Raw genomic sequence first — 24,306 nt, 5'->3', positions numbered from 1 at the left:
CGGGCAACCCACCGCCCGTCACGACGTGGCCCGGGGAAGGGAGTCCGAAGCACCTCGCGAACGACCTGGCACAGCCGGAATAGGACGGACCTGATCCAGCATCGGACGTGGTCCGGGTCGAGCACAGGCGCTCAGCGCCGCGCGAACCGGTCCGTCGCGGCCAGCACCGCCTCCGCCATCCCCGGGTCCGACACCGCGTGCGACGCGCCCCGCACCACCACCAGCTCCGCGTCCGGCCACGTCCGGGCCAGCTCCCACGCCGTCCACAGCGGGCCCTGCAGGTCCAACCGACCGTGCACCAGGATCGCCGGGATGCCGTGCAACCGCTCCACGTCCCGCAGCACCTGACCGTCCTCCAACCACACCTTGTGGCTGAAGTAGTGCGCGCACAACCGCGCGAACGCCATCCGCCACGCCGGGTCCGCCATCCGCGGCCCCGGCCGGTAATCCGGATCCAGCGACACGATCGAGGACTCCCAGTCCGTCCAGTCCGTCGCCGCCTTCTCCCGCACCGCCGGATCCGGGTCGTTCAGCAACGCGTGGTACGCCGCCACCAGGTCCGTGGCGCCCTCGCCCGCGCCGTCGCGGAACCTCGACCACTGCTCCGGGAACAGCATGCCCAGCCCGTGGTAGAGCCAGTCCAGCTCGGCGTACCGGCCCGACGTGATCGCGACCAGCACGATGTCCGTCACCCGGTGCGGGAACAGCTGCGCGTACCGCAGGCCGAGCGTCGAACCCCACGACCCGCCGAACACCATCCACCGCTCGACGCCCAAGTGCTCCCGCAACCGCTCGATGTCGGCCACCAGGTGCGCCGTCGTGTTCACCGACAGGTCCGTCGCGTACGCGCTCGCGTGCGGCCGACTGCGGCCACTGCCGCGCTGGTCCAGCAGCACGATCCGGTACGCCTCCGGGTCGAACTGCCGACGCATGCCGGGGGAGCAGCCCGTGCCCGGCCCACCGTGCAGGCACACCACCGGCTTGCCCTCCGGGTTGCCGCACACCTCCCAGTACACGAGGTTGCCGTCGCCGACGTCCAACATCCCGTGCTCGTACGGCTCGATCTCCGGGTACATCCACCCCTCCTCACAGATACAACAGCGCTGTTACATTAGGGGAGTGGACCACGCACCCGCCGGCGAATACCTCGGCACCCGCCTCCGCCACCTGCTCGACCTCCTCGAAGGAGACGTCGCCCGCGTCTACACCGACCTCGGCCTACCGGGCTTCCGCCCCCGCTACACCCCGGTCATCCGCCTGGTCCACACCAGAGGACCGCTGTCCATCCGCGACCTCGCCGACACCATCGGCGTCACCCACTCCGCCATCAGCCAGACCGTCAACCAGATGCGCCGCGACGGCCTCGTCGACCTCCACCCCGGCGACGACGCCCGCAGGCGCATCGTCCACCTCACCGACCACGCCCGCGCCATCCTCCCCACCCTCGACGCCGAGTGGAACGCCACCACCGCCGCCGCCCGCGACCTCGACGCCGACCTGCCCTACCCCCTCACCGACCTCGTCGCCGCCGCCCTGCGGGCACTGGGGGAGAAGTCCATGAAAGACCGCATCCACGACCGGATGTGACCATCCCGGGAACCAACCGCGGGAGCGCCCTCACCGCACCGCGTTCCCCGCCACCAACTCCGCACCCAACCGCGCCAACTCCGCCCGCACCTCCTCCGACTCCACCACCTCCACCAACGCACCCCACCCCGCCAACACCTGCGCGATCATCAACGGAGTAGTCGCCGACAACCGCAACCGCACCCGACCACCCACCTCCTCCACCACCTCGCAATGCCGCCCGAACTGATCACCCAACACGTGCGCGAACCGCGACTCCACCGACACCACCGCCGACACCGACGACCGCCGCCGCTCCACCTCCGACACCACCCGCTCCCACGCCACCGACAAGTCGAACCCCTCCGGCCGCACGAACACCTCATCCGTCACCCGCGCCGACACCACCCGATCCACCCGGAACGTCCGCTCACCCGCACCCGTACCCGCCACCAAGTACCAAACCTCGTCCTTGTCCACCAACCCCCACGGCTCCACCACCCGCTCCGACCGCACCCGCCCACGCCCCTCGTACACCAACACCACCCGCCGACGCCCCACCACCGCCTCCTGCAACACACCCACCAACCCCGGCCGCTCCCGACCGACACCACCCCACCCCGCCACATCCACCACCACCGCGTCCGCCGCCGCCTGCGCACCCTCCCGGAACGTCTCCGGCAACGCCCGCACCAACTTCCGCAACGCCGCCCGCACCTCAGGCGACCCCGACGCCGCAGGCCCTACCAACAAGAACAACGCCCGTGCCTCCGACGACGTCAACCCGCTCAGATCCGTCCGCGCACGCCCCACCAACCGCCAACCACCACCACGCCCCGGCTGCGGGTACACCGGCACACCCGCCGACGACAACGCCTCCAGATCCCGCCGCGCCGTCGCCACCGACACCTCCAGCTCACCGGCCAACTCCGCCGCCGTCACCCGCCCCCGCGCCTGCATCAACAACAGGACAGCCACCAACCGGTCCGCACGCATGAACCCAGTCTCGCCCGAAAAGTGCTCACTCGGTGAGCACTTCGACCGCCAAAGTAGGGGACAAGCGACCACCGAACGAACAGGAACCACCATGCTCCGCGGACTCACCACCACCAGCTTCTTCGCCGACGACCTCGACGCCGCCGCCACCTGGTACACCGAGTTCTTCGGCATCGAGCCCTACTTCACCGTCCCCGGCGGCTACATCGAATTCCGCATCGGCGACTACGAACACGAGTTCGGCATCGTCAAGAGCGACTACGCACCCCACGACACCCGCACCGCCCCCGCCGGCGCCATCACCTACTGGGCCGTCGACGACCTCCACGCCACCCTCGACCGCCTCACCGAACTCGGCGCCACACCCCACGACGACCCCAAGGTCCGCGGCGAGGGCTACGTCACCGCCAGCGTCCTCGACCCCTTCGGCAACGTCCTCGGCATCATGGCCAACGCCCACTACCACGACATCCTCGACCGCCTGACCACCACCCGAACCGCCTGAACCGACACCGAAGCGCGGGGGCTGTATCGGTTCCGCGAACCCGATACAGTCCGCTCCTTCCCAGCGCCCGCACCACCAGCGCCCCAAGGAGCCCGGATGCCGCCGCGGATCTCCGTCGTGATCCCCACCTACAACCGCGCCGAACTCCTCCGCCGCACCCTCGACAGCCTCACCGACCAAACCCTCCCGCCCGACGACTACGAAGTCATCGTCGCCGACGACGGCTCGAACGACCACACCGCCGACGTCGTCAAGACCTTCCACGACCGCCTCCACCTGCACTACCACCACCAACCCGACCTCGGCCGCCGCGTCGCACACGCCCGCAACGCCGGCGCCCGCCACGCCACCGCGCCCGTCCTCGCCTTCCTCGACTGCGGCACCCTCGCCGGACCCGACCTCACCCGCGCGCACGCCGACGCCCACACCGCACACCCCACCCTCAACCTCGGCTACGTCCACGGCTACCGCCCCTGGGACCCCACACCCGGCCTCGCCGAAGCCATCGCCACCGGAACCCCGAAGCAGGTCCACCACGACTTCCAAGACCACCCCGGCTTCCGCGACATCCGCCACGAACCCCTCGCCGCCGTCGACTTCCAACCCGACCGGCTCGCCTTCCCCTGGCTCTTCGCCTGGGGCATGAACCTCTCCGTGCGCAGCACCGACTTCGACGCCGTCGGCGGCTTCGACGAACGCTTCGTCACCTGGGGCACCGAAGACATCGAACTCGGCTACCGCCTGCGCCGACACGGCCTCGCCACCCACTTCGACCTGAGCGCCTGGGCCGTCGAACCACCACACGAACGCGACACGGGGGAGATGCTCGCCAGCGCCAAGCGCACCATGCGGCAATTCCTCGACAAGACCCACGAGCCGGACGTCGAACTCGTCTGGGCCTCCCTGGAACGCGACGACCCGCTCATCGCCGAAGCCGAGCACCGCACCCTGACCACCTGGACCGACCAGGCCCGCGACCTCGACGTTCGAACGGAGATCGACCAGCACACCGCCGACGCCGGGGGACCGGTGTGCGTCGTCGGCTGCGGCGACGACATCCCGGACACCCTGCCCGAGGGCAGCGTCCTGATCGACTTCGACGCCGAACTCCTGGCGAAGGCCGGCGGCACGCACGCGCGACACCACGCGATCGGCCTGCAGATCCCGCTGCCGGACAACGCGGTGCAACGCGTCGTCGTCACCTCACGGCTCGACGGCATGTGGCGCACGTGGGGCGACACCATCACCGCGGAGGCCAGGCGCGTGGGCAGGGAAGCGCCCCGGACGCTCCCCGAACGTTCTACTTAACATAATGTAGATTATCGGCGTTACGGACAGCCTGGTCGGCAGGGGTCACGGACGCCGCGAGCCGCAGGTCGGCCACACCGGTGCGACGCGACGTTCACGCGTGACGTTCGCCCGCTCGCCGTCTCACGAACCGTCGTTGCCGCTGTCCGTCCGCACCGTCGTTCATCGGGACGACGCGGCCCACGACCTACCGGTGGGAGCCCCCAGGTCGGGAAGGCCGGGACAGCAAAGTCGAGACAGCACCGAGTCGCCGGTGAGCCTGTCACCGTAGAAACGTCACAGTGACGGATCGCGGGTGGTGTCAGTGGATGTCGGACCAACGCGCATGCCGGGCGCACGTCGGCAGTTGATCATCGAGGCGGGCCGTCAGGGGTCCTCGGCGGGAACCCCGGTCCGGCTCGCCGGGCTCCCTGGACGCACGGCATCACGGTCGCGCGCATCGCACGCAAATGTGCGTTCCAGGGGCGGATCGGGCCGTCGACGAAGCCTTCGAGAGTGGCATCCCCCAGCCGGGGCCCGAACCCCTTCCGGATCCCCTTTTGATGGATAATCCCCATTATCCATCAGTCATGGGATTCTCCGTCGGTTGCCGGCACGAGCTGCGGATCTTGCGGCCCCTGATGTCGACCTGGACGCCCGGATCACCACCGCTCCACTGCACGAAGGGCTTCGCCGCCTGGGCCGACCACAGCCGTCACCTGCCCCGTTGAAGCGTCCCCGCGGGTAGCCCCCTCCCCCGAGGAAGACGGCGTGGCCCTCCCCTACCACGACACCTATTACGACGACTCTCCCGCACGCCGGCGGTACTGCTGCTCGCCGTCCCGGTCCCGGACGGCGAGCCCTTTCGCGCGGAGCTCGTCGAGTGCTTCGGCCGCGGCGCCGGCCTTCTTGTCGGTGAGGGCGCGGTGGCGGGTGCGGAGCAGGGTGTGGGTGGCCGGGTCGAGGTCGGGTGTGCCGTCGATCCAGCGGGTGAACTCGGTTTCGTGCGGGTCGGTCGTGCCGTGCCAGGGGTAGCGGAACCGTTCGAACGCCTCGCGCAGTGCTCTGGTCGGGAGGTCGGTGGCCCGGACTCGGGCGAGTTCGCCCGTGTCGTGGTCCAGGACGACGAGGTCCCGGCCGTCGGTGAAGACGGCGTTGGTCCGGTCGCGCAGCCGAGTGCGGTGCCGCCGGGTCGGAGGAGCCAGAGCCAGGTGGCGGGCATGGTGACGGTGGCGGTGTCGTGGTCGGTGGTTGTCCCCATCAGGTGTCCTCCGGGTCCGGCGGTGGTGGTGCGAGGTAGTGGGTGACGGTGCGGTGGAGTGCGGGGCGGGGGTCGTGGGCGGGGTCGGCGTTGAGGAAGACGGCGTCGACGATCGCGAGGAGCCAGCGGGCGGTGTGGTCGGGGTCGAGGGCGGGGTCGACGGTTCCGTCCTGGATGCCGCGGGTGATGAGGTGTGCGAGTCCTTCGTGGAGGATGCGGGCGTTGCGGGCGACGATGTCGACGAGTTCGGGGTCGCGGCCTGCTTGGCGGAGGAGTTCGACGAGCAGGCCGGGTGCGCTGGGGTCTTGGGCGTCGGCGGCGAGTTCGGTGACGAGTGCGGTGATGGCGGTGACGGGGTGCGGGGTGTGGGTGTGGCGGGCGACGAGGTCTTGGGATCGGGGTAGGTCGCGTTCGAAGACGGAGCGGAAGACGGCTTGTTTGTCGGGGAAGTAGTAGAAGACGGTGGCGGGGCTGAGTCCGGCGGCGCGGGCGATCTGGGCGACGGTGGTCTGGTCGAAGCCGTGGGCTGCGAAGAGGCGGGCGGCGGCGAGGGTGATGGCTTGTCGGCGTTGGGCGACCTGTTGGGTGTCGACGGTGCGTGCCACGGCGCGCCCTTTCATTGACTGATCGGTCAATCGAACTATCCTCCGGGGGCGGTCCCCCGGTTTTGTCGGTGGTGTTTGGTAGGAAGATCGACATGCTGGTGCTTGCCGCTCAGGAGTCGTTCTTCCTCGCTCGTCGGCCGCGGAAGGATTCGCCGCACACGACGGCGGCGTACCGGCGCGACCTGGCGGGTGTCACGGCGTTGTTGTCGGAGGTGACGGGTACTCCCCCGGAGTCGCTGGTGATGGCGGAGTTGACGGCGCGGAACCTGCGTGAGGCGTTCGGGGTGTTCGCGGACTCGCACGCGAAGTCGTCGGTGTTGCGGGCGTGGTCGACGTGGAACCAGTTCCTGACGTTCTGCGTGGCGGAGGAGTTGGTGGCGGGCAATCCGATGGGTGCGGTGGCGCGGCCGAAGACCCCTCCCCTGGTGCCGAAGCCGTTGCGGGGTGAGGACACGCCGGAGCGGTTGTTGGCGGCGGCGGCGGAGGGTGCGCGTCAGGCTCGTGATCCGTGGCCGGAGCGGGATGTGCTGGTGTTGGCGTTGGGGTTGGTGGCGGGGTTGCGGTCGGCGGAGATGCGGACGTTGACGCACGGGTCGGTGGTGGGTCGGCCGGGTGAGCGGCGGCTGCACGTGGCGGGGAAGGGCAATCGGGATCGGTCGGTGCCGATCGAGCCGGCGATGGACCGGATCATCGAGCAGTACGTGGTGTCGTGTCGGCGGCGTTTTCCGCGGGGGCGGTTCGATCGGGGGTCGGCGTTGTTGCGTGATCGGCATGGCGAGCCGATCGGGCGTGGTGGGTTGGAGTACTTGGTGCGGTCGTGCTTCCGGTGGGCGGGGTTGCACGACCGGGTGCCGTCGGGGGCGAACCTGCACGCGTTGCGGCACACGTTCGCGACGCGGTTGGCGGAGGACGGCGCGACGGCGTCGGAGATCATGGCGTTGTTGGGGCACGCGTCGTTGGCGACGTCGCAGAACTACATCGAGGCGACGGCGCGGGAGCGGCGGGCGGCGGTGGCGGGCAATCGGACGTACGCGTCGTTGGCGCGGTTGCCGCGCGGGGAGTAGGTGTTCGAGCCGGGTGGGGCCGTCGGGTCGACCGTCGCGGGTGCTCGGCGGCGTCCGCTCTCCACGTCCGGATCGCTGGGAGGTGGAGAGCGGACGGGGGGCGCGGGGGGGGGGGGGGGGCGGCCGCCCCCCCCCCCGGCCGGGGGGGGGGGGGGGGGGCGGGCCCCCGCCGCCCGCGTTCGAGGCGGGGATCAGGGCTTCGTTCTGGCCGAAGTAGCGCCGGGCACGGATGTTCGGGACGTTGTCGAGGTTGCCGGGGTCGCGCCACTCCAGGACGAGCGGGTAGTAGTCGCCCGGCACGTCGGTTCCCCACGGGACGAGGCATCCGCCGAAGGCCCTGTTCCACAGCATCACCCAGCCGTTCTTGCCCCTTGCGTCCCGGCGACTTTCCACTCCGGTGCAGTCGCCCAGGTCGATCCAGCCCGCAGAACGAGCGACGAGGCAGTTGCCGGACACGGCGTGTTCCAGCTGGAGGTTGTCGGCCCCGTCGCCGTCCAGGCACCAGCCCGGGTTTCCGACGTTCTCGTAGTGGGTGTCCCGGAGGTGGCGGACGCCGGGGTGGGGCCGGCTGTCGTCGTCAACGCCGCGGCCAGGACCGCGGTGACCACCAGCCGCCCGAGTTTTCCGATTCGCGACGTTCTGATCATTCGCTTCTCCGTTCTCCACCGGCGACGGGTCGGCGCGTCCGCCCGGACATCTCCACCACGAGTGCGTCGAGCCGGGCTTCCAGCCTGACTTTGGGTGTGGAAGTGGTGACTGCGTGTGCCACCCTGACAGCTCAGTCGCTGGTCGGGGCCGTGTGGGTGACGTCGGTCGGGACCGGTGAGGCCGCGTGTTCGGCAGTCGCGGGTCCCCGCTGTCGTCACGGTGAGTGATGCCCGGGTGCGTATCGGCTCCAGGTCGTGCCGGTCTGCTCGGGAACGTGCTGCCGGGTAGTCCGTGCGGGTGACTTGGGTGAGTCGATGTTCGCACAGGTGTACGCAGGGGTCATGAGGGCTGTGTGGCGTGGTTCGGTGTCGTTCGGGTTGGTGGTGTTCCCGGTGCGGTTGTTCGGGGCCGCGCGGGATCGTGGTGTGCGGTTCCACGAGGTGCACCGGCTGGATGGTGGGCGGGTGCGGCATCGGCGGGTGTGTTCGGTGTGCGGTGCGGGGGTGGAGTTGTCGGAGGTGGCGAAGGGGTTCGTGTTGCCGGATGGTCGGTTGGTGATGGTGGAGGCGGAGGATTTGGCGGGGTTGTCGGCGGGGGTGGAGCCGGCGATCGAGGTGGTGCAGTTCGTGGGTGCGGACGAGGTGGATCCGGTGTTGTGGGGTCGGTCGTACTTCGTGGAGCCGGAGCGGGTGGCGGTGGGGTCGTACGTGGTGTTGCGGGATGTGTTGGTGCGGTTGTCGCGGGTGGCGGTGGTGCGGGCGGGTATGAGGGGTCGGGAGGTGTTGGGTGTGCTGCGGCCTCGGGGTGGGGGTTTGGTGTTGCAGACGTTGGTGTGGCCGGAGTGGGTGCGGGAGCCGGATTCGGATTTCTCGGGTGTGGTGTCGGGTGGTGCGGAGTTGGCGGTGGCGGAGTCGTTGGTGGAGTCGATGACGGCGCCGTTCGACGGGTCGGTGTTCTCCGACGGGTACGGGGAGCGGTTGGAGGGGTTGATCGAGGCGAAGGCGGCGGGTGCGGCGGAGGTGCCGGTGGCGCGGGGGCCGGAGGAGACGGGTGGTGGGGTGGATCTGTTGGGTGCGCTGCGGCGGAGTGTGGAGCGGGTGCGGTCGGGGCGGTCGCGGCGGGAGGGTGGTTGAGGGTTGCGGTGTTTGGTCGCGGAGCCCGCTGATTGTTAGCCCGTTCGAGTGACGCCCTGGTGCGGATCGCGCTGTTCGCGGGTAGTCACGTGGCATGAGGTCCGTGTGGCGTGGCGCGATTTCCTTCGGGTTGGTGACGATCGGTGTCCGGTTGTACACGGCCACGGAGGAGCACGACGTCCGGTTCCACCAGGTGCACCGTGAGGACGGTGGGCGGGTCCGCTACAAGCGGGTGTGCCAGGTGTGCGGCGAGGAGGTCGCCTACGCCGACATCTCGAAGGGGTACGAGCTGGACGACGGTCGGGTCGTGGTGATGGAGGCGGAGGACTTCGACAAGTTGCCGGTGAACACCGATCGGGCGATCGAGGTGTTGGAGTTCGTGCCGGTGGAGGAAGTGGATCCGATCTATCTCCAGAAGTCGTACTACCTGGAGCCGGACAAGGCGGCGACGCGTCCTTACGTGTTGTTGCGGACGGCGTTGGAGCGCAGTGGGCAGTTGGCGGTGGTGAAGATCGCGATTCGTCAGCGGGAGACGTTGGCGTTGTTGCGGGCGCGGGACGACCTGTTGGTGATGCACACGATGTTGTGGCCGGACGAGGTGCGCAAGCCGGAGTTCGAGTTCTTGGACGCGGACGTGGAGGTCCGGCCGCAGGAGTTGAAGATGGCGTCGTCGTTGGTGGAGAGCATGGCGGGGTCGTTCGACCCGGGTGATTTCTCGGATGACTACACGGTGGCGTTGGAGAAGGTGATCGAGGCGAAGGCGGAGGGTGCGGAGTTGCCGGAGCGGCCGGAGGTGGAGGAGGCCGGTGAGGTGATCGACCTGATGACGGCGTTGGAGCGGAGCGTGGAGCAGGCGAAGTCGGCGCGGGGTGGGCGGTCGGCGGCGCGGAAGCCGGCGGCGAAGAAGTCCGCGTCGGGGTCGTCGGGTTCGGGGGCGCGGAAGGCTCCGGCGAAGAAGAAGGCGAAGCCCGCCTGAGGGCGTGGCGGCGGGGATGGGTGGGGATCTTTCGGAGTACCGGCGCAAGCGGGATGCGGGGCGGACGCCGGAGCCGGTGCCGGGTGACGATGCGGTGGTGCCCCGCGGTGGTGACGACACGTTCGTGATCCAGGAGCACCACGCGTCGCGGCTGCACTGGGACGTGCGGTTGGAGCGGGGTGGGGTGTTGGTCTCGTGGGCGGTGCCGAAGGGGTTGCCGCCGGAGCCGGGGACGATCCGGTTGGCGGTGCGGACCGAGGATCACCCGTTGGAGTACGCGTCGTTCTCGGGGGTGATCCCGAAGGGCGAGTACGGCGCGGGTGAGATGGTGATCTGGGATCGGGGTCGGTACGAGACGGTGAAGTGGTCCGACCGCGAGGTGGACGTGGTGTTGCACGGTTCGCGGGTGGAGGGCGAGTTCGTGTTCTTCCGCCGTGAGTCGGGCGGCGGGGCGGACGGGGCGGGCAAGGACTGGATGGTGCGGCGGCGGCACGAGGCGGCGCGCCCGGATTGGGCGCCGTTGCCGGAGTCGCTGTCCCCCATGTTGGCGACGCCCGCGGCGGAGTTGCCGGGGCCGGCGGCGAAGTGGGCGTTCGAGTTCAAGTGGGACGGGGTGCGGGCGATCGCCCGGGTCGAGGGTGGTCGGGTGCGGTTGACGAGCCGGTTGGGCAACGACGTGACGTCGACGTATCCGGAGTTGCAGGGGTTGGGTGCGCAGTTGGGTGTCACGCAGGTGTTGTTGGACGGCGAGATCGTGGCGTTGGAGGGTGGGCGGCCGAGTTTCGGGGCGTTGCAGCAGCGGATGCACGCCTCGGCGGCGCAGGCGCGGCGGTTGGTGGCGGGGACGCCGGTGACGTTCCTGGTGTTCGACGTGTTGCACCTGGACGGCTCCCCCACGCTGGAGTTGCCGTACGCGCGGCGTCGTGAGCTGTTGGAGGGGTTGGGGTTGGCGGGGGCCCATTGGTTGACGCCGAAGGCGTTCCCGGGTCAGGGGGCGGCGGTGTTGGCGGCGAGCCGGGAGCAGGGGTTGGAGGGGGTGGTGGCGAAGCGGCTGGATTCGCGGTACGTGCCGGGTCGGCGGTCGCCGCAGTGGGTGAAGGTGACGGCGGTGGCGACGCAGGAGGTGGTGATCGGGGGGTGGCGGCCGGGTGAGGGCAAGCGCAAGGGCGTGGTGGGGTCGTTGCTGCTGGGCATCCCGGACGGGCGGGGCGGGTTGGTGTTCGCGGGGTCGGTGGGCACGGGGTTCGACCAGGCGGAGTTGGAGCGGTTGACGGCGCGGTTGTCGGCGTCGGGGGTGGCGGGGTCGCCGTTCACGTCGGAGGTGCCGCGGGAGCGGGCGCGGGGTGCGCGGTGGGTGCGTCCGGAGTTGGTGGGTGAGGTGGCGTACCGGCAGTGGACGGCGGACGGTCGGTTGCGGTTCCCGACGTGGCGGGGGTTGCGGCCGGACCGGCTGCCCGGGGAGGTGCGTCGTGGTGACGGGTGAGGCGGTGGTGCGGGTGGAGGGTCGTCGGTTGAAGCTGACGAACCTGGACAAGGTGCTGTACCCGGAGGTGGGGTTCACCAAGGCCGAGGTGATCGACTACTACACGCGGATCGCGCCGGTGTTGTTGCCGCACGTGGCGGGCCGGCCGATGACGGTGCGGCGGTATCCGGACGGGGTGGACGGGAAGTCGTTCTTCGAGAAGAACGCGCCGTCGCACGCGCCGGAGTGGGTGCGGACGGTGCGGGTGGGGACGCCGGGGTCGTCGCGGGGCGCGGAGTACGCGGACTTCGTGGTGGTGGACGACCTGGCGACGGTGGTGTGGTTGGCGAACCTGGCGGCGTTGGAGCTGCACGTGCCGCAGTGGGCGGTGGGTGCGCGGGGTGGGCGGCACTCCCCCGATCTGCTGGTGTTCGACCTGGATCCGGGTGAGCCGGCGACGGTGGTGCAGTGCTGTCGGGTGGCGTGCCGGGTGCGGGAGGTGCTGGAGGGTGACGGGTTGGTGCCGGTGGTGAAGACGTCGGGGTCGAAGGGGTTGCAGGTGTACGCGGCGGTGTCGGTGTCGTCGGCGGAGCGGACGTCGGAGTACGCGAAGGGTGTGGCGCAGCGGTTGGCGCGGGAGTGGCCGGAGGAGGTGGTGTGGCGGATGGCGAAGGCGCAGCGGACGGGGAAGGTGTTGATCGACTGGTCGCAGAACAACCCGGCGAAGACGACGGTGGCGCCGTACTCGCTGCGCGCCCGGCCGCGGCCGTCGGTGTCGACGCCGGTGTCGTGGGACGAGGTGGAGGCGTGCCGGGTGGTGGAGGACCTGGTGTTCCTGGCCGACGAGGTGCGGGAGCGGGTGGACGAGGGGGGTGACCTGTTCGCGGTGGGTGAGCCGTCGCCTCTCCCCCGCTGACCACTCGGCCCGGCCCGGTGCGGGAGGATCCGCGGGTGCGGTTCGGGGTGTTGGGTCCGATGGTGGTGCGGCGTGCGGACGGGACGGAGGTCCGGGTCGGTGGGCCGCGGTTGCGGGCGTTGTTGGCGGTGTTGGTGGTGGACGCGGGCCGGGTGGTGGGTGTCGACCGGCTGAGCGAGGCCCTGTACGGGCCGTGTCCGCCGGCGGGGGTGGGCAACGCGATCCAGTCGCAGGTGTCGCGGCTGCGGTCGGTGCTCGACGTGGAGGTGGAGCGGTCGGCGGCCGGGTACCGGCTGGTGGTGGATCCGGGTGAGGTGGACGCGCTGCGGTTCGAGGAGCTGGTGGCGCGGGGGTTGCCGGGTGAGGCGCTGGCGCTGTGGCGTGGTCCGGCGTTGCGGGACGTGGGTGACGCGCCGTTCGCGGCGGTGTGCGCGGCGCGGTGGGAGGAGTTGCGGCTGCGGGCGGTGGAGGACCACGAGGGCGCGTCGGTGGGGTTGTTGCGGGAGTTGGTGGCGGCGCACCCGACGCGGGAGCGGTTGGTGGCGCGGTTGGTGCGGGTACTGCACCGGGAGGGGCGGCAGGCGGAGGCGTTGGGGCTGTTCGAGCGGACGCGCCGGTTGTTGGCCGAGGAGCTGGGCGCGGACCCCTCCCCCGGGTTGCTGGCGGCGCACGGCGAGGTGGTGCGGGGTGAGGGGCCGGTGGCGCGGCGGGTGTTGCCGGCGCAGTTGACGAGTTTCGTGGGCCGTGAGGAGGAGGTGCGGCTGGTCGGGGCGGCGTTGGGGGCGTCGCGGTTGGTGACGTTGACGGGTCCGGGTGGTGCGGGCAAGACGCGGTTGGCGGTGGAGGCCGCGGCCCGGGAGCCGGGTGAGGTGTTCTTCGTCGACCTGGCGCCGTTGGCGGTGGGCGGGGACGTGCCGCGGGCGGTGGTGTCGGCGTTGGGGTTGCGGGAGGACGGGATGCGGCCGGTGACGGCGCCGGTGGCGCGGTTGGTGGCGGCGTTGCGGGACCGGCCGGTGCTGGTGGTGTTGGACAACTGCGAGCACGTGGTGGACGACGCGGCGGCGTTGGCGGCCGGGTTGTTGGTGCGGTGCGCGGGGTTGCGGGTGTTGGCGACGTCGCGGGAGGCGTTGGGGGTGACCGGGGAGGTGGTGCGGCCGGTGCCGCCGTTGGAGTCGGGTGGGGTGGGTTCGGCGGCGGTGCGGTTGTTCGCGGACCGGGCGGTGGCGGTGAACCCGTCGTTCCGGCTGGACCCGGGTGCGGCGGAGCTGGTGGTGGGGATCTGCCGGGCGTTGGACGGGTTGCCGTTGGCGATCGAGCTGGCGGCGGCGCGGGTGCGGTCGTTGCCGGTGGCGGAGGTCGCGGCGCGGTTGGGCGACCGGTTCCGGTTGTTGTCGCGGGGCAGTCGGGCGGCGGTGGCGCGGCATCGGACGTTGCACGCGGTGGTGGAGTGGAGTTGGGGGTTGCTGGATGACGACGAGCGGGTGGTGGCGCGGCGGTTGACGGTGTTGCGGGGCGGGGCGACGTTGGCCGCCGCAGCGGCGGTGTGCGGGGTGGCGGGGGTGGACGAGGTGTTGCCGTCGTTGGCGGACAAGTCGTTGGTGGAGGTGTCCGGGGACCGGTACCGGATGTCGGAGACGATCCGGGCGTTCTGCGCGGCCCGGTTGGCGGAGTCGGGTGAGGAGCAGGGGGTGTTGCGGGCGCACGCGGAGCACTTCGCGCAGGTGGCGGCCGAGGCGGCGCCGCACCTGTACGGGGCGGGGCAGCTGGTGTGGTTGGGGCGGTTGGCGGCGGAGCACGAGAACCTGACGGCGGCGGTGCGGTGGGCGGCGGGGCGTGATCACGGGTTGGCGTTGCGGTTGGCGGCGGACCTGGGGTGGCCGTGGTGGTTGCGGGGGTTGCGCGCGGAGGGCGCGTCGTTGGCGGCGGAGGTGGTGCGGGCGGTGGGTCCGACGCCGCCCGCCGGGTTGGCCGAGGAGTACCTGTTGTGCCTGGTGAACGCGTCGTCGACGGGTGCGGCGGGGTTGCCGGGGTCGCCGTCGCCGCGCGATCCGCTGCCGGCGGGGCTCGCCGGTCCGCCGGCGCGGCCGTACCTGACGGTGCTGTGGGGCATGGCGCACGGGGTGCCGAAGCTGGACCTGGCGGAGATGGAGGCGTTGCGGGATCGGCTGCTGGGGTCGGATCCGTGGAGTCGGGCGCTGGGCCGGTTGGGGTCGGGGATGGGGTTGCAGTACTCGGGGCGGGTGCGGGAGGCGTGGGAGGAGCACGCGGCGGCGTTGGCGGGTTTCCGGGCGGTGGGTGAGCGGTGGGGCATGGCGTTGGCGTTGGCGCAGTTGGCCGAGTTGGCGCGGGCGGCCGGTCGGGTGGCGGAGGCGATGGGGTTCCTGGACGAGGCGTTGGCGTTGTCGCGGTCGTTCGGGGCGACCGAGCACACGGCGAGCCTGCTGTGCCGCCGGTCGGAGTGGGCGTGCCAGTCCGGTGACCTGGACGGCGCGGCGGCCGACGTGGAGGAGGCGGCGGTGTTGGCGCGGTCGCAGGGCACGGTGGAGACGTTGGCGCAGGCGTGGCTGGGTGCGGCGGAGGTGGCGCGGCGGCGCGGTGACCTGGCGGGTGCGCGGCGGTGGTGCGAGGAGGCGTTGCGGGTGTGCCCGCGGGGTTGGTTCGGGCCCGAGGAGGTGCGGGCGTCGATACTGGTGGCGGTGGGCCGGGTGGAGTCGGCGTGCGGTGACCGCGGGGCGGCGGTGCGGGCGTGGGCGTCCGCGGCGGCGTCGGCCCGGGAGTGGGGCAACCAGGTGGTGTCGGCGCGGGTGGTGGAGGCGCACGCGGAGTTGGCGGTGGCGGAGGGTGACGGGGTGCGGGCGGCGTTGCTGGTGGGCGCGGCGCGGGGGTTGCGCGGCGAGGTGGCGGTGGTGGATCCGGAGGTGCTCGCGGTGGAGGCGGCGGCGCGGGCGGTGCTGGGTGACGCGGTGTTCGGGGAGGTGTCGGCGCGGGGCGCCGGGTTGGGGGCGGACGAGGTGGCCGCCCTGCTCGACGCGTGACGTCGACTCCACCCGCAGCCGCGCCACGTGGTCGGCGGGGTGGGATCGGTGGGGCCGGCTGGTGGGAGGGCGGCAGTGATAGGTGCTGGCGAGGTCGGCGGGCGGTGGCGTGGTGGGCGTGGGTGGTGGCGTCGGGTGCGGTCGGGGCGCTTTCTCCTAGGCTGGTGGGCATGCCGAGAATCGCCACCGCCGACACCGTGTCCCGTGACGAGTTGGTCGAGTTCCTGCGGCCACGCCACCGCGCCCTGCTGGTCACCGCGCGCGCCGACGGGCGTCCGCAGGTGTCGCCGGTGACGTGCGGGGTGGACGACGAGGGGCGGGTGGTGGTGTCGACCTATCCGCAGCGGGCGAAGTCGCGCAACGCGCGGCGGGACGACCGGGTGACGGTGTGCGTGCTGTCCGACGACTGGGACGGCCCCTACGTCCAGGTGGACGGACGGGCGGAGGTGCTGGACCTGCCGGAGGCGTTGGAGCCGCTGGTGGACTACTACCGGTGCATCGCGGGTGAGCACCCGGACTGGGACGAGTACCGGGCCGCGATGCGCCGGCAGGGCAAGTCCCTGATCCGCGTCACGATCGACCGGTGGGGTCCGATCGCGACCGGCGGGTTCCCGCCCGGGCTGGCCGGCTGACCACTCCCCTGCTCGCCGCTCCCCCGGCGTGCCCGGATCACTGAGTGCCGGCGGGTCACCGCAGGGTGCGGGCCCGCCACACCACCGCGAGCGCGGGGTCCCCGGTGGGGTCCGGTTCGACCCGCCGCACGGTGAAGCCCTCGCGCTCGTAGAACGCGCCCGCGCGTGCGTTGGCCGCGTAGTGCTCGATCCACAGCCGGTCGGCGTCGGCGGGCAGCCGGCGGGTGATCGCGTCGAGCAGCCGCGGTCCCAGTCCTCGGCCGCGCAGGGCGGGGTGGACGTAGAGCTTGTAGACGACGTGGTCGGTTCCCAGGCGGCCGCGCTGCCCGACGCCGACCAGTCGTCCGTCGAGCTCGGCGACGACGAGCAGCCCGTCGGCCACGGCCGCGGCGAGTCGCGTCTCGTCCCACCACAGGCGGACCTGCCCGGACGCGGCTTCGGGGCCGATCAGCGGGGTGTAGTGGGCGGGGATGTGCTCCTCGCCGAAGCGGCGGACGGCGGCGACGTCGTCGGGTCCGGCGTCCCGCACGACCGGTTCGGTTCCCGCCACCGCGCGCTCCTCGCCCACCGCGGTCCTAGGCGTGGGCCTGGTGGGCGACGCACCACGCCCCGCCCCAGCCGGCCGGGTTCTCCAGCAGGGCGAACACCGTGCCGGCGGGGTCGGCGACGGCCGCGACGACACCGGTGGGGACGTCCCGGGGGCCGACGAGGACCGTGCCGCCCATGTCGGTGGCCTCGGTGAGGGCCGCGGCGACGTCGGGGACGGCGAAGTAGCAGGTCCAGCCGCCCTGGGCGGTGAGGCGGCCGGCGACGGGGCGGCGGTCGTCGGCGACGGCGGCGTCGTAGAGGGTGAACTCGCCGTCGGGGTCGCGGACCTGCCAGCCGAGCGCGCCGGCCCAGTGGTCGTCGTCGGTGGCGGCGCCCATGAGTTCCACCCAGCACGGTTCGCCGGGGCGTGGTTGCGGCGCCCACGGGCCGTGCAGGACGCGGCCGGCGTCGACGGCGGCGCCGCCGCCGAGGTCGCGGGGTCCGGCGCCGGCGAACACGACGCGCCAGGCGGGGTCGCCGGGGTGCACGCGGGCGGCCAGGCGGTCGCCGACCCAGCCGGTGAACGCGCCGTCGGGTTCGGCGATGAGCACCCAGCCGAGCAGGTGGGCGTAGAACTCGGCGATCGGTTCGGGGCGGGTGGTGCTCAGCTCGACGCGGCGGACACCGCGTGCGGGGCTGTCGGGGGTACCGGGCACGTCGGTGGCTTCCCATCGGGGGGCGGGGCGGCGGTGATCAGGAACGCGCCCCATCCTCCGCACCGGCCATGCGTGGCGACAATGCGCCGTTCGGCGGCTGCGACTGGGCCGAGAGGACCTTCTCGAGCGGTTGGGGGCGGCCGAGGTGGAAGCCCTGGCCGCTCTGCACGCCCAGCCGGACGAGGGCGTCGACCTGGGCGGGCCGCTCGACCCACTCGGCGACGGCGGTCAGGCCGAGGCCCTGGGCGATCTGCACGATGCCGGCGACGAGGACGGCGTCGGTGGAGCGTTCGTCGATGCCGCGCACGAACTCGCCGTCGATCTTGATGCCGGTGATGGGCAGGTGCTTGAGGTGGACGAACGAGCCGAACCCGGAGCCGAAGTCGTCGAGGATGATGCGGCAGCCGAACGCGCGCAGCTGCAGCGACAGGGCGCGGGCGGCGTCGAGGTTGGTCACGGCGGCGGTCTCGGTGATCTCCAGGCCGAGCCGGCCGGGCGCGACGCCCGCGGTGGCGAGCCGGTCGAGCACGAACCCGCCGAAGTCCTCGTCCTCCAGGGTGCGGCCGGAGATGTTGACGTTGAACCGCAGCCGCGGGTCGGGGTGGCCTACGAGGGCGTCGATCGCGGTGGACAGCACCCACCGGTCGATGTCGAGCACGAGGTCGGAGCGTTCGGCCTCGGGCAGGAACTCCGCCGGGCCCAGGTACGGGTCCCGGCCGTCCTCCAGCCGCAGCAGCAGCTCGTGGCCGAGGGTGGTGCCGGTGGCCAGCTGCACCATGGGCATGGCGTGCAGGGCCAGGCCGCCGCCGTCGAGGGCGGCGCGCAGCCGATCCAGCACGGAGACGCGTTTCGCGGTGTCGGCGTAGTGGCCGGGCTCGTAGACGGTGACGCGGTTGCGGCCGGCGGCCTTGGAGGCGTAGAGGGCGAGGTCGGCGTTGGCCAGGACGAGTTCCCAGGTGTCGCCGGGCCCGTACTCGGCCACGCCGGTCGAGACGGTGATGCTGCGGGCGGCGCCGACGAGCGGCAACGCCGCTACGGCATCGCGCAGTCCCTCGGCGACCCGGGCGGCGTCGCCGGGGGTCGCGCCGGGCAGCACGACGGCGAACTCGTCGCCGCCGAGCCGGCCGATCAGCTGCGACGTCGACAGCCGTGACCGCAGCGTCGAGGCCAGCGCCTTCATCAGCCGGTCGCCGACGGCGTGGCCGCGCAGGTCGTTGACGTCCTTGAAGTTGTCCAGGTCCAGCAGCAGCATCGCGCCGGGCCCGCCGCCGGCGAGCTGCCGTTCCAGCTCACGGGTCACCGCACGCCGGTTCGCCAGCCCGGTGAGCGGGTCCTGCTCGGCCAGCGCGAGCAGTTCGTCGTGCACGCGGCGGGCGCGGGTGATGTCGTGCGCGGTGCCCAGCACCCGCAGCGGCGAGCCGTCCTCGTCGGTGACGACCTCGCCGAAGCACTCGAACCACCGCTCGGTGCGGTCCTGCCCCAGCAGCATGCGGTGGGTGTAGGAGAACCCGGCGCCCGACCGCATGGCCTCCTCGAGGGTGGCCTGGATCATCGACAGGTCCTCGGGGTGCACCACGGCGGCGTAGCCGTCGAAGTCCAGTTCCGTGTCGGGGCCGAACCCGAACATCTCCAGCAGCGTGTCCGACCACACCACGCGGTCCTCGGCGATGTGCCACTCCCACGTGCCCATGCGGCCCAGCACCTGCGCGCGGCGCAGCGCGTCGGCCTCGTGGGTCGCCTCCAGCTCCCGGTCGCGCCACGCGGTGACGTCCACCACCCGGTACAGCAGCCGCTCCTCGGCGTCGGGTCCGGTCGCGGCGGCGGGGAGGGTCTGGCAGGTGACCTCCAGCCAGCGGTGCCCCTTGCGGTAGGCGCTGGGGGTCAGCAGCGCCAGCCCGGCCCGGGGTCGTTCGGGCGCGCCGGGCAGCAGCGCGGGCAGCGACCGGCCGACCACGTGGTCCACCGGCACGCCCAGGATCTCCGCCAGCGCGGGGTTCACCCAGGCCAGCGTGCCGTTCGCGTCCGTCACACCGAAACCGACGTCGGCCCGGTCGAGCACCTCGCGGTGCAACGCGCCGTTGCCGTTCACGCGCTCCTCCTCGCCCACCCGCGGGCCATGATGGTCGAGACCACGCGCGGGGGGCAAGCCGACGGAATTCAGCGCAACCGCTCCAGCCCACGCGCGGTGTCCACCAGTTCCCCCGCCAGCCGCCGCAACTCCGCGCCGTCGGCGCCGTCCGCGGCGGCGGTGGCGACGTCCTCCGCGGCGCACCGCAGCTGGAACAGCCGGTCCTGCAGGTCGGCCAACTCCCCCGCGGACAGCACCACGGCGTCCTCTGGCAGCCCGCCCCGCTGCACGGCGGCGCGGCGTTCGTAGGCGCGCTGCCGGCAGGGCTGCGCGCAGTACCGGCGCGGCCGCCCGATCCGGCCGCTGTCGGGCAGACGGCGTCCGCACCAGGCGCAGTGCCTGGCTTCCTCACGGCGTGCCGCGACGGGCTCGGTCACCAGCTCCATGGCGCGCGACGGTATCCCGCTACCCACCGGTCACCGCCGCGCCACGCCGCCAGGGCAGACTCCGGGTGTGACCGCGAAGCACCCGTACCTGTCCGGACCGCACCCGCGCGCGTTCGCGCACCGGGGCTGGCACCTCGACGAGCTGTCGGGGATGGAGAACTCGCTGGCCGCGTTCCGCCGCGCCCACCAGGAGGGCTACCGGTACCTGGAGACCGACGTGCACGCCACGTCCGACGGCGTGGTGGTGGTCCACCACGACGCGACCCTGGACCGCACCACCGACGCGACCGGGCCGGTGGCCGCGCAGCCGTGGTCGGCGGTGCGGCGGGCCAACGTGGGCGGGCGCGAGCCGGTCACCAGGCTGGAGGACCTGCTGGAGGACCTGCCGGACGCGTGGGTGAACATCGACGTCAAGGCCGACTCGGCGGTGGTGCCGGTGCTGGAGGCGCTGCGTCGCACCGACTCGCTGCACCGGGTGTGCCTGGCGTCGTTCTCGGAGAAGCGGCTGGCCCGGCTGCGGCGCCTGGGCGGCCCGGGGTTGCTGACCTCGATGGGGCCGCGGTCGGCGGGCGCGCTGTGGGCGGCCGGGCGGGTGCCGCTGGTGGGGCTGCCGGTGCGGGGCATGGTCGCGCAGGTGCCGGTGCGGCAGGGCCGGCTGCTGGTGGTCGACGGCCGGTTCGTGGCCGCCGCGCACCGCCGCGGCCTGGAGGTGCACGTGTGGACCATCGACGACGAGCGGGAGATGCGGCGGCTGCTGGACCTGGGCGTCGACGGGCTGGTCACCGACCGGCCCGACCGGCTGCGCGACGTGCTGGTCGACCGCCGCGCCTGGGCGGGCGGCTGACGCGCCGCGTGGCGTGCGGGCGGACGGTTGGCAACAGCTTGGTGGTGATCACCACCCACGGATGGCGGGCGATATACAGTCCGCCCCCATGAGCGTGGCCGACAGCACCGCACCCGCCGTGGACCGCAAGCGGGAACAGCGCGGGTGGACCTGGTACGACTGGGCGAACTCGGTGTTCCCCACCTCGGTGGTCACCGTGTTCCTCTCCGGCTACCTCACCGCGGTCGCCAAGGAGGCCGCGGTCGCCGACACCGCCCGCAACGGCCCGAACGCGTGTGCGGACGGGTCGCTGCGGCAGTGCGACATCTCCCTGTTCGGCGCCTACTTCCCCGCCGGGTCCCTGTGGGGCTACCTGCTGTCCATCGCCACCCTCGTGCAGGTCGTGGTGCTGCCGGTGATGGGCGCGATCGCCGACCGCACCCAGAACAAGCGCCGCATGCTCGGCGGGCTGGCGTTCACCGGGTCGGTCGCCACGGTCGCGCTGGCCGCGGTCGGCGGCGACGACTGGCACCTCGGCGTCGCGCTGTTCGTGCTGGGCAATATCTGCTACGGCGCGTCGGTCGTCGTGTACTACGCGTTCCTGCCGGAGATCGCGGCCCCCGACGAGCGCGACGCGGTGTCCACCCGCGGCTGGGCGTTCGGCTACCTCGGCGGCGGGTTGGCGTTGGCGGTGCAGTTGGCGCTGTTCGTGGGCCACGACGCGGTCGGGTTGAGCGAGGGCGCGGCGGTGCGGGTCGGGTTCGTGTTCTCGGGTCTGTGGTGGGCGGGGTTCACGCTCATCCCGCTGGCGCGGCTCAAGCGGCACCAGCCGCCCCACGGCTCGGAGTCGGGCGCGTCGGTGATCACCGCCGGGTTCGCCGAGCTGCGCCAGACGATCCGGCAGGCGCGGCTGTTCCCGCTGACGCTGGCGTTCCTGGGCACCTACCTCATCTACACCGACGGCATCGCCACCGTCGCGAACGTCTCGGCCCAGTACGGGCGCGACGAGCTGCTGCTCGACGAGACGGTGCTGATCACCACGATCCTGATCGTGCAGTTCGTCGCGTTCCTGGGCGGGATGCTGCACGGGCGGGTGGCGAAGTCATGGGGCGCGAAGCGCACGATCATGGTGAGCCTGTGCGTGTGGATCGTGGTGGTCGGGGCGGCGTTCTTCGTGCAGGCCGGCCAGCAGCTGCAGTTCTACGGGCTCGCGGTGGGCATCGGGCTGGTGCTGGGCGGCACGAACGCGTTGTCGCGGTCGCTGTTCAGCCAGATGATCCCGCCCGGCCGCGAGGCCCAGTACTTCTCGCTCTACGAGGTCGGCGAGCGGTCCACGTCGTGGCTGGGCCCGATGGTGTTCGCCGGTGTCGGCCAGGCCACCGGGTCGTTCCGGCTGGCGATCATCTCGCTGGTGATCTTCTTCGTGGCCGGGTTCGTGCTGATGATCTTCGTGCCGGTGCGCAAGGCGATCGCCGCCTCGGGCAACCCGGTGCCCGCCAAGGTGTGACCGACCCCCGCCCGGGGCCGCACCGGCCCCGGGCGGGCGCGTGGTTCAGGTGGCGGGCACGGGCGTGCGGGCCGACCAGGGCCGGAACGCCGCCGCCACGACCGCGGCGATCAGCCACGCCGCCAGCAGCGTCCCCGTCGACAGCCACGGCGTGAACACCACCGACGCCACGCCCGCCGCCACCGCGACCGGCGCGACCGCCCACCACACCCGTGACGGGGCCGGCGCCTCCCGGTGGAACGCGGCCACCGCCACGACCGCCGTCACCAGCGCGGGCGCGTGCCAGGCCAGCGCGAGCCACGCCGGGGCCCCCGACACCACCGCCCACACCACCGGCGCCAGCGACACCACACCCGACACCGCGGCCGCGACCCGGCCCAGGGCACGCCGGCCCGCGACCAGCGCCGCGAACGCCACCAGGGCCGCCACGTCGTACCACCAGCCCTGCACGTCGACGGCCGGGCCGAGCCGGGCGATCACCGTCCACGACTGCGCCGAGGACACCAGCTGCCCGAGCAGCCCGGTCAACGCCAGCACCCGCAGGACGGTGCCCGCGGCGCGCCGCGCACCCAGCCGCACCCGCACCGCCAGCGCCAGCGTCGCGCCCGCCTCGCCCCAGCCCGGCCAGCCGTGCTCCAGGTCCAGGTCGTCGCCGCGGCCGGCCAGGAAGATGCCGACCATCTCCTCCTCCCGCTCCGCCCGGTACCGGGCGGGCAGCACCCGCAGCAACGCCCGGTACCGGCGTTCCAGGTTCGACTTCCCGGCGTCCGATCTCACAGCGCACCCCTCGCCTTCAGCACCGACGACGCGGCGCGCACGTTGGCCGACAACCGGGCCACCTCCGCCGACAACACCCGCACCCCGGCGTCGGTCAGCCGGTAGTAGCGGCGCAGCCGGCCCTGGTGGACCTCCTCGCGGTCCCGCTCGGCCAGTCCTTCGGCGACCAGTCGGTCCAGCACCCCGTACAGCGTGCCGACCCGCAACCGCATCCGGCCCTCCGACAGCCCGTCGACCGCGCGCACGATCGCGTAACCGTGCAACGGCTCCTCCGCCAACGCGGTGAGCACCAGGAACACCTGCTCCGACATACCTCTCACACCGCACGTTATACCGCTTCGCGATATATCTCGGCAATAAACCTGGATATGGGATGTCCAGGATTTGGGTAGGGTGGCGACCGTGAAGATGGCCGAGGGCGTCGAATGGGCCCTGCACTGCTGCCTGGACCTGTCGTGGGCGGGCGACACCCCCGTCCCCGCCGCCCGCCTCGCCGCGCTGCACGGCCTGCCCGCCGCCTACCTGACCAAGCAGTTGCAGGCCCTCGGCCGCGCCGGCATCGTGCGCTCCACCCCCGGCCCGCGCGGCGGCTACCTGCTCGACCGGCCGCCGCACGCCGTGACCCTCCTGGACGTCGTCACGGCCGTCGACGGCGCCGACCCCGCGTTCCGCTGCACCGAGATCCGCGCCGGCGGCCCCCACACCACCCGCTGCGCCATCGACTCCGCCATGACCCGCGCCGACCTGGCCTGGCGGCGCGAGCTGGCCGGCCGCACCCTCGCCGACCTCGACGCCGACGTGCGCCGCGCCGACCCCGACGCCCCGGCCGCCACCCGCGCCCGACTCACCTGACACAGACAACAGCCCCGACCGACGGAAGAGGACGACCGTGCCGCACACCCTGAGCAACCCCGACGAGCTGCACGACCCCACCGGCTACGGCTACAGCCACGTCGCCGCCACCACCGGCGACCTGGTGTTCGTCGCGGGCCAGTACGGCTCCGGCCCCGACGGTCGCGTCGTGTCCGACGACTTCGCCGACCAGGTCGCCCGCTCCTTCGCCAACCTCGGCGTCGCGCTGCGCGCCGCGGGCCTGGACTACCGGCACGTCGCCCGCCTGGGCACCTACGTCGTCGACCACGACGCCGACCGGCTCGCCGTGCTGCTGGAGCACGTCACCCGCATCTGGGGCGACCGGCCGCCCGCGCAGACCCTGCTCGGCGTCGCCACCCTCGCCCTGCCGGGGATGCTGTTCGAGGTCGACGCCGTCGCCGTGCGCTGACCGCACGGCGACGGCGCCACCCCGCGGCGCCGCCTACGGGCAGCGCGCCGCCGTCACACCCCAGTGCAGCAAC

24 protein-coding genes are annotated in these 24,306 nt (G+C 72.5%); 14 read left to right on the top strand and 10 right to left on the bottom strand.

What is annotated here, in order from left to right; genetic code table 11:
* Positions 1-131: 131 nt before the first annotated feature.
* Positions 132-1,076: a prolyl aminopeptidase gene (gene pip / locus LNK82_RS28825; protein WP_230567945.1), complete on the bottom strand. Its 945-nt coding sequence runs from the start codon at positions 1,074-1,076 to the stop codon at positions 132-134.
* A gap of 43 nt (positions 1,077-1,119) precedes the next feature.
* Between pip and LNK82_RS28820 the strand changes: the two genes are divergently transcribed.
* A complete protein-coding gene (locus LNK82_RS28820) occupies positions 1,120-1,587 on the top strand; it encodes a MarR family winged helix-turn-helix transcriptional regulator (protein WP_230567946.1) in 468 nt (155 codons plus the stop codon).
* A 30-nt stretch (positions 1,588-1,617) separates the two neighbouring features.
* On the opposite strand, the gene LNK82_RS28815 is transcribed toward LNK82_RS28820, so the two are convergent.
* On the bottom strand, positions 1,618-2,562 hold the full coding sequence (locus tag LNK82_RS28815; protein WP_230567947.1) for a helix-turn-helix transcriptional regulator: 945 nt from the start codon (positions 2,560-2,562) through the stop codon (positions 1,618-1,620).
* A 91-nt stretch (positions 2,563-2,653) separates the two neighbouring features.
* Between LNK82_RS28815 and LNK82_RS28810 the strand changes: the two genes are divergently transcribed.
* A complete protein-coding gene (locus LNK82_RS28810; protein WP_230567948.1) occupies positions 2,654-3,067 on the top strand; it encodes a VOC family protein in 414 nt (137 codons plus the stop codon).
* Positions 3,068-3,163: 96 nt separating this feature from the next.
* Positions 3,164-4,375 carry a glycosyltransferase family 2 protein gene (locus LNK82_RS28805; protein WP_230567949.1) on the top strand — a complete coding sequence of 404 codons (1,212 nt, stop codon included), beginning with the start codon at positions 3,164-3,166 and terminating at the stop codon, positions 4,373-4,375.
* A 776-nt stretch (positions 4,376-5,151) separates the two neighbouring features.
* Here the strand turns inward: LNK82_RS28805 and LNK82_RS48650 are convergent.
* Positions 5,152-5,559, bottom strand: a complete 408-nt coding sequence (locus LNK82_RS48650; protein WP_443706265.1) for a CysS/YqeB C-terminal domain-containing protein — start codon at positions 5,557-5,559, stop codon at positions 5,152-5,154.
* A gap of 55 nt (positions 5,560-5,614) precedes the next feature.
* The gene (locus LNK82_RS28800) at positions 5,615-6,220 is read right to left on the bottom strand and encodes a TetR/AcrR family transcriptional regulator (RefSeq protein WP_230567950.1); all 606 of its coding nucleotides are present in this window, start codon (positions 6,218-6,220) and stop codon (positions 5,615-5,617) included.
* A gap of 92 nt (positions 6,221-6,312) precedes the next feature.
* On the opposite strand from LNK82_RS28800, the gene LNK82_RS28795 reads away from it, so the two are divergent.
* The 7 genes from LNK82_RS28795 to LNK82_RS28765 all read left to right on the top strand — a co-directional run bounded on the left by LNK82_RS28795 (position 6,313) and on the right by LNK82_RS28765 (position 16,086).
* Positions 6,313-7,284, top strand: coding sequence for a tyrosine-type recombinase/integrase (locus tag LNK82_RS28795; RefSeq protein WP_230567951.1), 972 nt, complete (start codon positions 6,313-6,315; stop codon positions 7,282-7,284).
* Between the two features lie 989 nt (positions 7,285-8,273).
* The gene (ku, locus tag LNK82_RS28790) at positions 8,274-9,065 is read left to right on the top strand and encodes a non-homologous end joining protein Ku (protein ID WP_230567953.1); all 792 of its coding nucleotides are present in this window, start codon (positions 8,274-8,276) and stop codon (positions 9,063-9,065) included.
* Positions 9,066-9,159: 94 nt separating this feature from the next.
* A complete protein-coding gene (gene ku, locus LNK82_RS28785) occupies positions 9,160-10,041 on the top strand; it encodes a non-homologous end joining protein Ku (RefSeq protein WP_268996552.1) in 882 nt (293 codons plus the stop codon).
* Positions 10,042-10,057: 16 nt separating this feature from the next.
* Positions 10,058-11,524, top strand: coding sequence for a non-homologous end-joining DNA ligase (ligD, locus tag LNK82_RS28780; protein WP_230567955.1), 1,467 nt, complete (start codon positions 10,058-10,060; stop codon positions 11,522-11,524).
* Positions 11,514-12,419 (top strand): non-homologous end-joining DNA ligase, encoded by a 906-nt coding sequence (gene ligD / locus LNK82_RS28775; protein ID WP_230567956.1) that lies wholly within the window; start codon positions 11,514-11,516, stop codon positions 12,417-12,419. Before ligD (LNK82_RS28780) ends, ligD (LNK82_RS28775) begins: the two co-directional genes overlap by 11 nt.
* Before the next feature lie 35 nt (positions 12,420-12,454).
* Complete coding sequence (locus LNK82_RS28770) at positions 12,455-15,454, top strand: AfsR/SARP family transcriptional regulator (protein ID WP_230567957.1); 3,000 nt, start codon at positions 12,455-12,457, stop codon at positions 15,452-15,454.
* A 170-nt stretch (positions 15,455-15,624) separates the two neighbouring features.
* Positions 15,625-16,086, top strand: a complete 462-nt coding sequence (locus LNK82_RS28765) for a PPOX class F420-dependent oxidoreductase (RefSeq protein WP_230567958.1) — start codon at positions 15,625-15,627, stop codon at positions 16,084-16,086.
* A gap of 55 nt (positions 16,087-16,141) precedes the next feature.
* On the opposite strand, the gene LNK82_RS28760 is transcribed toward LNK82_RS28765, so the two are convergent.
* The 4 genes from LNK82_RS28760 to LNK82_RS28745 form a co-directional block, all read right to left on the bottom strand.
* Positions 16,142-16,636, bottom strand: coding sequence for a GNAT family N-acetyltransferase (locus tag LNK82_RS28760; protein WP_230567959.1), 495 nt, complete (start codon positions 16,634-16,636; stop codon positions 16,142-16,144).
* Positions 16,637-16,661: 25 nt separating this feature from the next.
* Positions 16,662-17,330, bottom strand: a complete 669-nt coding sequence (locus LNK82_RS28755) for a VOC family protein (protein ID WP_230567960.1) — start codon at positions 17,328-17,330, stop codon at positions 16,662-16,664.
* Positions 17,331-17,367: 37 nt separating this feature from the next.
* On the bottom strand, positions 17,368-19,419 hold the full coding sequence (locus LNK82_RS28750; RefSeq protein ID WP_230567961.1) for a putative bifunctional diguanylate cyclase/phosphodiesterase: 2,052 nt from the start codon (positions 19,417-19,419) through the stop codon (positions 17,368-17,370).
* 68 nt (positions 19,420-19,487) lie between these two features.
* On the bottom strand, positions 19,488-19,844 hold the full coding sequence (locus LNK82_RS28745) for a hypothetical protein (RefSeq protein ID WP_053722362.1): 357 nt from the start codon (positions 19,842-19,844) through the stop codon (positions 19,488-19,490).
* Between the two features lie 67 nt (positions 19,845-19,911).
* Between LNK82_RS28745 and LNK82_RS28740 the strand changes: the two genes are divergently transcribed.
* Complete coding sequence (locus tag LNK82_RS28740) at positions 19,912-20,688, top strand: glycerophosphodiester phosphodiesterase family protein (protein WP_230567962.1); 777 nt, start codon at positions 19,912-19,914, stop codon at positions 20,686-20,688.
* An 88-nt stretch (positions 20,689-20,776) separates the two neighbouring features.
* Positions 20,777-22,174 carry an MFS transporter gene (locus LNK82_RS28735; RefSeq protein WP_230567963.1) on the top strand — a complete coding sequence of 466 codons (1,398 nt, stop codon included), beginning with the start codon at positions 20,777-20,779 and terminating at the stop codon, positions 22,172-22,174.
* Positions 22,175-22,219: 45 nt separating this feature from the next.
* On the opposite strand, the gene LNK82_RS28730 is transcribed toward LNK82_RS28735, so the two are convergent.
* Complete coding sequence (locus LNK82_RS28730) at positions 22,220-22,951, bottom strand: hypothetical protein (protein ID WP_230567964.1); 732 nt, start codon at positions 22,949-22,951, stop codon at positions 22,220-22,222.
* The gene (locus LNK82_RS28725) at positions 22,948-23,262 is read right to left on the bottom strand and encodes a PadR family transcriptional regulator (protein ID WP_184929076.1); all 315 of its coding nucleotides are present in this window, start codon (positions 23,260-23,262) and stop codon (positions 22,948-22,950) included. The genes LNK82_RS28730 and LNK82_RS28725 overlap by 4 nt, the downstream gene beginning before the upstream one ends.
* A gap of 91 nt (positions 23,263-23,353) precedes the next feature.
* Here LNK82_RS28725 and LNK82_RS28720 point away from each other — a divergent pair, with 91 nt between their 5' ends.
* The gene (locus tag LNK82_RS28720; RefSeq protein WP_230567965.1) at positions 23,354-23,803 is read left to right on the top strand and encodes an RrF2 family transcriptional regulator; all 450 of its coding nucleotides are present in this window, start codon (positions 23,354-23,356) and stop codon (positions 23,801-23,803) included.
* A 37-nt stretch (positions 23,804-23,840) separates the two neighbouring features.
* A complete protein-coding gene (locus LNK82_RS28715) occupies positions 23,841-24,233 on the top strand; it encodes a RidA family protein (protein ID WP_230567966.1) in 393 nt (130 codons plus the stop codon).
* The last annotated feature ends 73 nt before the right edge of the window (positions 24,234-24,306 follow it).

The organism is Saccharothrix luteola (assembly GCF_020859565.1).
Taxonomy (GTDB): domain Bacteria; phylum Actinomycetota; class Actinomycetes; order Mycobacteriales; family Pseudonocardiaceae; genus Actinosynnema; species Actinosynnema luteola.
The sequence above is the reverse complement of the archived record's forward strand: the minus strand, read 5'-3'. Positions and strand labels throughout refer to the sequence as shown.